The 10,853-nt window shown below is 47.4% G+C and carries 9 protein-coding genes; all 9 read right to left on the reverse strand.

Annotated elements, in window-relative coordinates; genetic code table 11:
- Window positions 1–71: 71 nt before the first annotated feature.
- Window positions 72–1,502, reverse strand: coding sequence for an MFS transporter (locus tag ACFFJH_RS19495; RefSeq protein WP_390214739.1), 1,431 nt, complete (start codon window positions 1,500–1,502; stop codon window positions 72–74).
- A gap of 104 nt (window positions 1,503–1,606) precedes the next feature.
- Window positions 1,607–3,190 carry an aldehyde dehydrogenase (NADP(+)) gene (locus tag ACFFJH_RS19500; RefSeq protein ID WP_390214741.1) on the reverse strand — a complete coding sequence of 528 codons (1,584 nt, stop codon included), beginning with the start codon at window positions 3,188–3,190 and terminating at the stop codon, window positions 1,607–1,609.
- Between the two features lie 143 nt (window positions 3,191–3,333).
- Complete coding sequence (gene kdgD, locus ACFFJH_RS19505; RefSeq protein WP_390214742.1) at window positions 3,334–4,245, reverse strand: 5-dehydro-4-deoxyglucarate dehydratase; 912 nt, start codon at window positions 4,243–4,245, stop codon at window positions 3,334–3,336.
- A gap of 665 nt (window positions 4,246–4,910) precedes the next feature.
- Window positions 4,911–5,654, reverse strand: a complete 744-nt coding sequence (locus tag ACFFJH_RS19510) for a FadR/GntR family transcriptional regulator (RefSeq protein ID WP_390214743.1) — start codon at window positions 5,652–5,654, stop codon at window positions 4,911–4,913.
- Between the two features lie 405 nt (window positions 5,655–6,059).
- Window positions 6,060–7,823 (reverse strand): arsenical pump-driving ATPase, encoded by a 1,764-nt coding sequence (arsA, locus tag ACFFJH_RS19515; RefSeq protein WP_390214744.1) that lies wholly within the window; start codon window positions 7,821–7,823, stop codon window positions 6,060–6,062.
- Between the two features lie 76 nt (window positions 7,824–7,899).
- A complete protein-coding gene (arsD, locus tag ACFFJH_RS19520) occupies window positions 7,900–8,268 on the reverse strand; it encodes an arsenite efflux transporter metallochaperone ArsD (protein WP_390214745.1) in 369 nt (122 codons plus the stop codon).
- 104 nt (window positions 8,269–8,372) lie between these two features.
- The gene (locus ACFFJH_RS19525; RefSeq protein ID WP_390214746.1) at window positions 8,373–8,852 is read right to left on the reverse strand and encodes an arsenate reductase ArsC; all 480 of its coding nucleotides are present in this window, start codon (window positions 8,850–8,852) and stop codon (window positions 8,373–8,375) included.
- Window positions 8,849–9,550, reverse strand: coding sequence for an aquaporin (locus ACFFJH_RS19530; RefSeq protein ID WP_390214747.1), 702 nt, complete (start codon window positions 9,548–9,550; stop codon window positions 8,849–8,851). Before ACFFJH_RS19530 ends, ACFFJH_RS19525 begins: the two co-directional genes overlap by 4 nt.
- Before the next feature lie 78 nt (window positions 9,551–9,628).
- Window positions 9,629–9,997: an ArsR/SmtB family transcription factor gene (locus ACFFJH_RS19535; RefSeq protein WP_390214748.1), complete on the reverse strand. Its 369-nt coding sequence runs from the start codon at window positions 9,995–9,997 to the stop codon at window positions 9,629–9,631.
- Window positions 9,998–10,853: the final 856 nt, after the last annotated feature.

Below are 10,853 nucleotides of genomic sequence, written 5' to 3' on the forward strand. Positions count from 1 at the left end.
GAATTTTCCGTGCTTGTGTGAGCTTAGTTAAACTTAGTTATACTTGGTTGGTAGATAACAAGGTCGTGAATCTACAAATCGTTAATGACTTTATATTTGGGAACCAGTGTTTTCATTGCGCTCCATGCTACTAAATAGGCGAGTGCGCAAATGGCGAACATAATAGTGTAGCCCGTTTGCAATTGACCTTGGCTACCGTAATAGTCAAATAACCAGCCGCCAAGCTTAGTGATTAAGACACCACCTAAACCACCTGCCATGCCGCCTATACCAACGACAGAAGCGACTGCCTTTTTCGGAAACATATCGGAGACTGTGGTGAAAATATTGGCTGACCATGCTTGATGTGCTGACGCACCGATACCAATCAAAATAACTGGGACCCAAAAACTCAGATAGCCTAGAGGTTGCGCTAACAATACCAGCAATGGCACAGTAGCAATCATCAACATGGCTTTCATACGACCATCATATGGAGCGTCACCACGATTGATAAAGTAAGTTGGTAACCAACCTCCACCAATACTACCAACCATGGTCATACTGTATAAAACCGCTAAAGGGAAAACGAAATCAGTTGTCTTCATGCCATATTGGGAAGCGAGATATTTCGGCAACCAAAACAAAAAGAACCACCAAACACCATCGGTCATAAATTTGCCAAAAGCGAAGGCCCAAGTTTGACGATAGGCGAGTAATTGAAACCATGAGAATTTTCGACCTTCATCATTTCCGCTATCAATCACGCCGTCACGTACTTGATCATGATTGATGTATGCAAGTTCCTCAGAGGACAAGCGTTTTTGTTGCTCAGGTTTGTCATAAAAAACCAACCAAGCACCCAGCCATAAAAAGCCGATAGCACCAATGATAATAAACGTTGCTTGCCAGCCCCAGGCGTCGGCAATCATAGGCACGGTGATGGGTGCCAATACCGCGCCGATATTAGCACCTGAATTAAAAATACCGGTGGCGAAGGAGCGTTCTTTTTTCGGAAAGTATTCTGCGGTCGCTTTGATTGCAGCAGGAAAATTACCTGCTTCGCCCAAAGCTAAAACTGCGCGAGAAATCATAAAGCCAGCGATAGAAATCGGCACTGCTGCCAATCCTAGTGTGGTAAATACGCTGTTAATGGCAGTACCAAATGCGATGGCAAACGCATGCATAATGGCACCGATAGACCAAATCGTAATCGCAAGTACAAACGCTTTTTTAGTACCTATTTTGTCGATAAAGCGACCTGCAAATAACATAGAGATCGCGTAGACGAATTGAAATGCGGCGGTGATATTAGCGTAATCGCTATTGGTCCAGCCGAATTCTTTACTTAAATCTGGCGCGAGCAAACTTAATACCTGTCTATCCAGATAATTAATGGTGGTAGCAAAAAATAGCAGGGCGCAAATGGTCCAGCGATATTTGCCTATACCCTGCGCGGTGGTTTGCTGTTGTGCGCTGTCTTTTTCTGCTAGTTTTGTGTCTGCGTTTGTTGATGATGACATTTTCTTGTCTCCGGTTTTATTTTTGTCTGCTTGCTCTTTGGGATGTTTTTCTCAAGACCAGTAAAAAATGGCGCTGATGGGGTGGTATCAGCGCCATTCTTTATTTAGGCAGGCAATTTCAATTCGCCATCGATAACGCGCGGGATACCGAGTGGATTACTGGTTTGCAGACTGATGGGTAACAGCTCAGCTGGCACCTCTTGATAGCAAACTGGACGCAAGAAACGATCAATAGCAGACGCGCCTACCGAGGTAGAACGACTATCTGAAGTGGATGGGAATGGGCCACCATGCACCATGGCATGTGCAACTTCCACACCGGTTGGGAAACCATTGAACAAAATACGGCCCGCTTTACGTTCCAAGATCGTCAATAATTTCCCTGCCGCGGCGTAGTCTGCAGCATTAGCATGTACCGTCGCCGTTAACTGACCTTCTAGATGTTCAGCGATCGCTAATACTTCAGCTTGATCGGCACACACGATGACCAGAGAAGACGGGCCAAATACTTCGTCGTGCAAAGCGGTGTTCGACAAAAATTGTTGCGCACTACATTGCACCAAATTAGCACGTGCTGCACATGCGCTACCTGTGCTTTCCTGACCTTGCGCTAAAGTTGTCACGCCATCGATCTCGTGCAAGCGGCTAACGCCACTGCTGTAGGCCTGATGGATACCTGGTGTCAGCATAGTTGCGGCAGGTTTGCCTTCAACTGCTGCTGATGCTGCTTGAATAAAACTCTGTAGAGTAGGACTATCAACTGCAATGACCATGCCAGGATTAGTACAGAATTGGCCTGCACCCAGCGTCAGTGAATCTACAAAAGCTTGAGCAATGCCCGCCGCTTTTTCTGCCAAAATACCTGGCAACAAAAACACAGGATTGATACTACTCATCTCTGCATAAACTGGGATAGGCTCAGGACGTTGTGCCGCGGTGCGAACCAGCGCCATGCCACCTTGACGAGAACCGGTAAAACCAACCGCTTTAATTGCAGGATGTGATACCAAGCTTTGGCCGATTTGGCGGCCATCACCGATCACCATTGAAAATACGCCTTCTGGCAAACCAGCGTCACGCACCGCTTTTTGGATCGCTGTAGCAACCAATTCTGAAGTACCAAGATGGGCGCTGTGTGCTTTGACGACAACAGGGCAACCAGCCGCTAAGGCAGACGCAGTATCACCACCCGCCACAGAAAACGCTAAAGGAAAATTACTTGCGCCAAAGACCGCGACGGGTCCCAAACCAATTTTACGTAAACGCAAATCAGGACGTGGTGGTGCGCGTTCTGGCAAAGCTGAGTCAAGAGTCGCAGACAAATAACGACCGTCGCGAACGACTTTTGCGAATAAGCGCAATTGATTCATGGTACGACCACGTTCACCTTCTAAGCGCGCTACTGGCAATCCCGTTTCTAAGGTTGCGCGGTCAATTAGGCTACTGCCCAATTCCAAAATATTGTCGGCAATTTTTTCTAAGAAGCTCGCACGTTGTTCTGGACTGGTTTCTCTGAAAGTGTCGAATGCGGCGTTGGCCAACTGACATGCACGTTCGACATCTGCATTAGTAGCGAGGCCAAAGGCGGGTTCGAATTCACTATTGGTGGCGGGATTAATCGCTTTGACCGAACCAGCACTACCAAAAACTGTTTGCTGACCGATGATCATGCTTCCTGTGATTTGCATTGATTACTCCTGATAAAACCTATGTGCTTGTTTAAAATGTGGCGAAAACGGGCGAGCCCGTTTTCTGTTTTTGTTACGACTTAGCTTGATGTAGGCGCTGAAAACTGTAAATCAGCTTCCAGCAACTACCAGCAATTAGGAAACTATTGCGCACCTTGTGCACGAATTAATTTCAACAGCATTTCATCTTCTTCTGCTGTCAGATCAGTCAATGGCGCACGTACTGGACCGCCGCTATGACCAACCAAACGCGCACCCGCTTTTACGATACTCACGGCATAGCCAGCTTTGCGGTTGCGAATTTCTAAGTAAGGTAAGAAGAATTCATCGATCAGACGATTAGTCGTTGCGAAATCATCCGCTGCTGTAGCGTGATAAAAATCCATCGCCAATTTTGGCACGAAATTAAAGACCGCAGAAGAATACACCGGTGTACCGATCGCTTTGTAAGCGCCCGCATAAACTTCTGCGGTTGGCAAACCACCGAGGTAGCTAAAACGATCACCCATACGGCGCCAGATAGATACCATCAATTCGATATCACCGATACCATCTTTAAAACCGATCAGATTTGGACAACGTGCTGCTAATTTTTCTAAAGAATCCGGTGTCAAACGGCAGTTAGCACGGTTGTATACCACCACGCCAATACTGACGGATTTGCAGACTTCGGCAACGTGTTCGATCAAACCGTCTTGGCTAGCTTCAGTTAAATAGTGCGGCAACAATAACAAACCCTGCGCACCCAAACGCTGCGCATCTTGAGCCAATGCAATCGCGGTACGAGTAGGTCCACCAACGCCTGCCAAAATAGGTACTTTGCCACGGCAAGTTTCGACCGCAGTGCGGATTACATCCGTGTATTCATTAGGTGTCAAAGAGAAAAATTCACCAGTACCACCCGCCGCAAACAAAGCGCTAGCACCATATGGAGCCAACCATTCCAAGCGTTCAGCATAAGTATCAGCACGGAAATCACCGTTTTCATCGAAGTCGGTGATAGGGAAGGATAAGAGTCCAGATGAGAGGATTTTTTTGAGGTCTTGCGGATGCATAGTGTCTCCAGTAGTAAAGGCAGGAAATTGGGTTGAGTTAGAAAAAATTATGTGATTACGTTTAAGTGATACGTCATCGTACAACTTAAAATTGGAATTTGCAAAGGGTTTTTGGTTTTTTATTGTTAGTGGGGCTTTTTTTGTATTTAATGAAATATTCTATTGGACGGGAATTTGCCAGCGGATGCTTTGTATGTGTGGCGTGATTGGCGTTACACCTTCCCCTTCAAGGGGAAATTGGTGGGGTTTCACAAAGCATGGTTCGCGCCACCAATTTCTAAGCCGCTTGCAAGCGGCGCGGTGGAAGGCTGGGATGGGGATGGGTTTTTTTTCGGGAATTGAGTGAATTTTTTTTGGTTGCTGATTGGTCTGTAGGTCGGTGGTAGACCAACAGCTAGTCACCTTTTTTGCTTCGCCAAAAAAGGTAATTGGCTGTCGGGCCACACCCGACCTGCAAACGATGAGAAAGGATGAAGGTAAATTTCACTTCAGCAGGCGGAGAAATGGAATTCGATAGTGTGAATCTAAGGCCGCTTCTTTTCTGAAAAAAAGGGAATTAGCTGTCGGGCCACAGCCGACCAAAAGACGATGAGAACGAATGATGTGTGACAAATATGCTGCCAGTGCAGAATCAGAATTTAATAAGGTGAAAGACACAAATCAACTCAAGCCCCACCCTCAATCACCTCCTGCGCCAACCGCAATCTCTCCCGACTATTACTCAAATGAGTACGCATAGCCGCCCGTGCAGCTTCTGAATCTTTACGCAAAATCGCATTAAAAATAGCTTCGTGCTCATGTTGTACTCGACCTAAATACGCACCCGGATCATCGTGATTGAGCTGCGCTGTATTCAAGCGCGCGCGCGGAATCAGTGTATGTCCTAGGTGTCCTAATAACTCCATAAAATATTGATTGCCAGTGGCTCGTGCGATTAATAAATGAAAACGAACATCGGCTTCCACTGAATGCGCGCCGGTTGCAACCGTGTCGCGCATTTGTTGCAATACTTCACGTAGCTCATCAACCTGGGATTCGGTTCTACGTGTTGCGGCGTGCCAAGCGGCTTCGGTTTCTAAGCTGATACGAACTTCCAAAACGTCCAATACATCTCTGACCGTGACGATAGAAGAATTTTGCAAACCTAGATGATGTGATGGCGCGAGTACAAAGGTCCCTATGCCATGACGGGTTTCAACCAATCCAGCAGCTTTTAATTGGGAAATCGCTTCGCGTACTACAGTCCGGCTGACGCTATACACTTGCATGATTTCAGATTCAGTCGGAAGCTTTTCGCCGACTTGTAAATCGTCACTTTTGATGCGCGCGGTCAGATGTTCAACTACAGCGCTGGCAAGATTGCGTGGCTTGCTGCGGATGGGAATAGGATTGATGTTTGAGGCATTCATAACGGTGTCGATTCTTTGTCGAAGGTGATCTAGTGGTCTACAGAGCGATCACGTGTAGTAGAGTTGTTTCTCGTATGATAACCGATAAGGCCTTACTATTGAAATGGGTTTGAATGTTAGGGAAAAAGAGAAAATTTAGATTAAAGAGTATTGGTTGTACGATGACTAATACTCCCTCTCCCGCGAGCGGGTTGGGGTGAGGGCGGCTGACAAGCGAGAAGCATGTTTGTGTTACGTATTCCAAAATCGGATTTAACATTGAAATTGGATTTCGCAAACTTGAATCACCCTCATCCCAGCCTTACCCCGCTTGCGGGAGAATGAGTTTTGTTAACCGAACCCGAATTTGTGTAGATACCTATGCCTTGAAGAGGCGGGAATCTACGGAGGAGAGGGGCGTGATCATTACCCCGCCACATCATTCCTCAACAAGCCCTGCAAACGCGCAACCCCAACCGGCTCTTGCTCTTGCAAAGCGATCACCGCCCAACGCTTGGCATGTTGTTCGGCGACTGTTTGAATTTGCGCTAATTCATTCTGCGCACGTTCTTGCAATAAAGCAGACGTCGGATGCGCTAGTGCCAAGCTATTGTTAATGACCCAAGCCCATGGTTCTATGCCTGCGCGTCGCAAATCTTTTTGTAGACCAGCCGCCTCCAATACCGGCGTGGTTTCTGCCAGTGTCACGATGATCACTTTAGTTTGCTGTGGATCTTGTAGCTGCATCATTGGCGTATTGAAGCGCACGCCTGTGCTTTCCATTTGTCGCGCAATTTCGCGATGATAGGCACCCGTTGCGTCAAGTAGGAGCAGGGTATGTCCAGTCGGCGCGGTATCCATCACGACGAATTTTTTACCTGCTTCACGGATCACGCGCGAGAACGCTTGGAACACGGCGATCTCTTCGGTACAAGGCGAGCGTAAATCTTCTTCCAGCAAAGCGCGCCCAGCCTCATCTAAATGTTTGCCTTTACTCGCCATCACTTGCGCACGATATGCCTCTGTTGCTGCATGTGGATCGATGCGACTGACGCTCATGTTTTCAACCTCACCACCTAGCGCTGCTAACACGTGGGCGGCGGGGTCCGAGGTGGTTAAATGCACTGCATGACCGCGCCGCGCTAATTCGACTGCGAGTGCCGCCGCCACCGTGGTTTTGCCAACGCCACCTTTGCCCATGGTCATAATTAAACCATGCCCATCTGCCGCTAAATCATCAATCAGGCTCGACAAATCTGGGCAGGCTGGTGCTTCCGTAATCGACTTGGAAGACGACACCGCAGGCGATGGATTGAGCAAGGCACGCAAGGCCGACAAACCAACTAAATTAAAACCAAGCAAAGGAAGTTGATCACACGGTGCCTCTTTTAACACAGCAGGCATGGCATTCAAACTGATTTGCTCGCGTTGCGCAATCGCGGCAGCTAATTTGTCATGTACCGCTTCGGCTTCAGGCATCACACCGTTGATGACTAAGTATTGCCGTTGGAAGCCAATCGCAGCCAGCTCTTCATGAGTTCGGGCGGCTTCGCGCAAGGCAGCTGTTTGCGCACGAGCGACCAAGACCATGCGCGTACGTTGCGGATCAGCCAAGGCTTCCACCGCAGCATGATATTGCTCGCGTTGTTTTTCTAAACCAGCCAAGGGACCTAAGCACGACGCATCGCCTTTGCCTTCTTCTAAAAAGTCAGACCACGCACCGGGCAATTGCAACATGCGTATGGTATGACCTGTCGGTGCGGTATCAAAAATGATGTGATCAAATTGGCTGATCACAGCTTGATTAGTCAGTAAGCCAGTGAATTCATCAAACGCAGCGATCTCGGTAGTGCAGGCGCCGGATAATTGTTCTTCTATGCTATTGACTACCGCATCGGGCAATACACCACGTACCGGACCGACGATTTTATCGCGATAGATTTGCGCTGCCGCTTGCGGATCAATTTCTAAAGCGGATAAGTTCGCCACCGCACTCACGGCGGTAATGTGATTACCTATCGTGATACCGAATACTTGTCCGACATTCGATGCAGGATCGGTACTAACTAATAGCACTCGTTTACCAAGATCAGCAAAATGCATCGCTGTCGCGCAAGCCAGCGATGTTTTACCAACGCCACCTTTGCCTGTGAAAAATAAAAACTTAGGAGTCTGTTCAAGAAATTTCACGAGCTTATCCAATCATCATAAAGCGAATTGATACAGCGAATTGATAAAGCGAAAATAGCAGCTAGCAAATTGGTCTTTAGCAAGTCTGACCTTCGCCGCAACAGGGCTTAGAACTCGCGTTGCCAGCAGCAACAGGCAGAATACTTAAGCCCAACCATCGCGCCAATTCTGCGCGACGCGGATAGCGATTGGTCAACGCGATCTCGCCATCAAGCAAAATCAAGGGCAAGCCTTCTTGACCTGAGCGCTCTAAAAAACTTTTAACTACCGTATTTTCAACAAATGCCATTGGCTGTTGTGCCAAATTAAATCGCTCTATCTGTGCGCCTTGTTTTTTCGCCCAATCCACATCGGCAGCAAAACTGACAAGTTGTTGATCTGCATCGACACCACAAACGCCGGTGTTACAACACATAGCGGGATCAAATATTTGTAGGGTTTTCATATGTTATTTCTAGTATCGATGATGAGGTGTGACTATCAACTACATTACAGCACTTATTGCACGCAACGCATTGCGCTGGCGTATACTTGTTCGCTTTTACTCACTTAAGCCATGAGATTAGCGATCTTATCCATCTCTACTTTTAAAGCCACTTTATCGTTTTGCAAGCTTGCAAGTGGTAAGGCAAAAAACGCTTCAATACGCGCTCGCAAAATACGATAGGCTTGCATAAAGCTAGCGTCAATTTCTTCATCGGTGCCTGTGGCGTGTGCCGGATCTTCGACGCCCCAGTGGGTGCGTAATACAGGACCTAAGTAGGCAGGGCAAGTTTCGCCCGCCGCGCTCGCACAAACCGTAATCACGATATCGGGCGTCGCTGGCAAGTTATCCCAGGATTTACTGAAATAACCATCGGTCGCGATGCCTTCGCGCGCCAATAAAGCGAGTGAACGTGGATGCACTTGGCCAGTTGGCTTGCTACCTGCACTCATTGCGCGCCAACCAGCAGGTGCTAGGTGATTAAAAGTCGCCTCGCCCAAAATAGAGCGGCAAGAATTACCTGTACAAAGAAATAAGACGTTCATGATGAGCTGACCTCAGCTGATGCAGATGGGGAAGATGATGGATATAACCAGTTAAACAGCACAGTCGCAGATGCCGCGCCTAACAACTGCATCACAATAAAACCGGGCACATCGTTAGGACGTATTCCGGCAAAGGTATCGCTCATTGCCCGCGCCAAACTCACAGCGGGATTCGCAAATGAGGTTGAAGAAGTGAACCAATACGCTGCCGTGATATACGCCGCCACCGCAAATGGCGTGGTTGCTGGACGTGTGCGTGAGGTGCTGATGATGACGCCAATCAAACCAAAGGTCGCAATGAATTCACTCCACCATTGTGAGACGCCAGTACGCGCATGCGTCGATGCGAAAAATAGCGGCAAATCAAACATGCCATGTGCGGCGGCGACGCCTGCAAAAGCGCCAACAATTTGCGCGATGATGTAAGGAAGAACGAAATGTGCAGAAAGATTTTTTTGCCACGCTTCAGACAGCGTCACCACAGGATTAAAATGTGCTCCCGATAAATTGCCAAACATCAAAATCAAGGCAATCAAACCTGCGCCAGTGGCGAGTGCATTGGCGAGCAAAGCGATGGCAGCATTACCAGCAGAAAGCGTCTGCGCCATGATGCCAGAGCCAACGACGACAGCGAGTAAAAAGGCAGTGCCAAGGAACTCGGCAACGATGCGTTTCAGTAAAATGTTTTTTGAAGACATAAAAGCGTGGTCAAAGAAGTATTGAAGAAATATCGAACAAGTTTCAAAGAAAAAAATAGTAAAAAACGAGGAAAAGAATTAAGCCTTCACCACAGACTTCGAGACCGATTTGGGTACTGATTTTTTCGTCGCTGATCTTGGTGCGACGCTTGGTCCACATGGGTTACCGCCGCAACAGCTCTCAGTTAAAAATCCTATCAAATCGTTCATTGCAGAAAAATTCGCTGAGTAAATAATGAATCGCCCATCCTGCCGTGCCACGATCAAATCGGCATGTGATAGCTCTTTCAAATGAAACGACAACGACGACGAAGGAACTTCGAGTTCTTCCGCGATTTTGCTCGCTGCTAGGCCTTCTGGGCCGACAGCAACCAGTAAGCGAAAGATCGCGAGACGGGATTCTTGTGCTAGTGCGGCTAGTGCGGTGATGGCAGTTGTGGTTTTCATGAATTGTAATTTCTAATCGTTGAGTCATTTCCATAATTCTATATTTATGGAAATATAGAAGCAAGTGACGTATTTGCGATTCAAATGATCTTTCATATTGCGAATTTTGTGACGAACTCTGTCCTTTTTAGGGATGGGGAAGGGACGCATAAGATTTAAGCTTGTTCATGCTTTGTGTGACATTAGAGCAAGGCGACTTTCTTTGACCAGAATGGATTCAACTTGCGTTAGATTTAATTTTCTATGCACCGATAGCGAAAAAGGGCAAATCGCACATTTATCTGCTCTTCATTAAACATCACCGCCAACTGTCATTGGATTTTAATGCTATCTGGAATGCCGCGCGTTAGCGCGTTGATCACGGAAGTAGGGCGTCAATATCCGCAGACATATTGCGTCATCCGACGTCATCTCGAAAAACGGCGGAGAAATTAATTCGTAATCAAAATTTTTTTGATGAGTGTCAGTTAGCCGTGATTACGCGCTAACCGGCGCAATACGCCTACGGCTATTGACGTCCTACGAAAAATTGCCTTACCGATTTACGAGTAATTGTGTTTTTCCGAGGTGGGATGTGATGCAAAATCAGCTTGCATTGGAATAATATGCGAATTATTTTGCGGATGCGTAGGGTGGGCACGGTCTCATCGTGCCCACGCGTTACGGTTCAGAATGGCATAGCGTATGAAGCTCATCGAATGGTTTTGGTCGATTCGCGTGGGCACAAAGAGCGTGCCCACCCTTGTATCTTAACAGTTCATCCAATCCGTTAGAATTGAATGATTACGATGCAATTATTTGCAGCGTAAAAGTTATTTGGAATTGCTATGGGACGACGAGCCCACCCTTGGGTTTC

The sequence above is a fragment of the Affinundibacterium danionis genome (genome assembly GCF_042432465.1).
Classification (GTDB): Bacteria; Pseudomonadota; Gammaproteobacteria; order Burkholderiales; family Burkholderiaceae_D; genus Undibacterium; species Undibacterium danionis.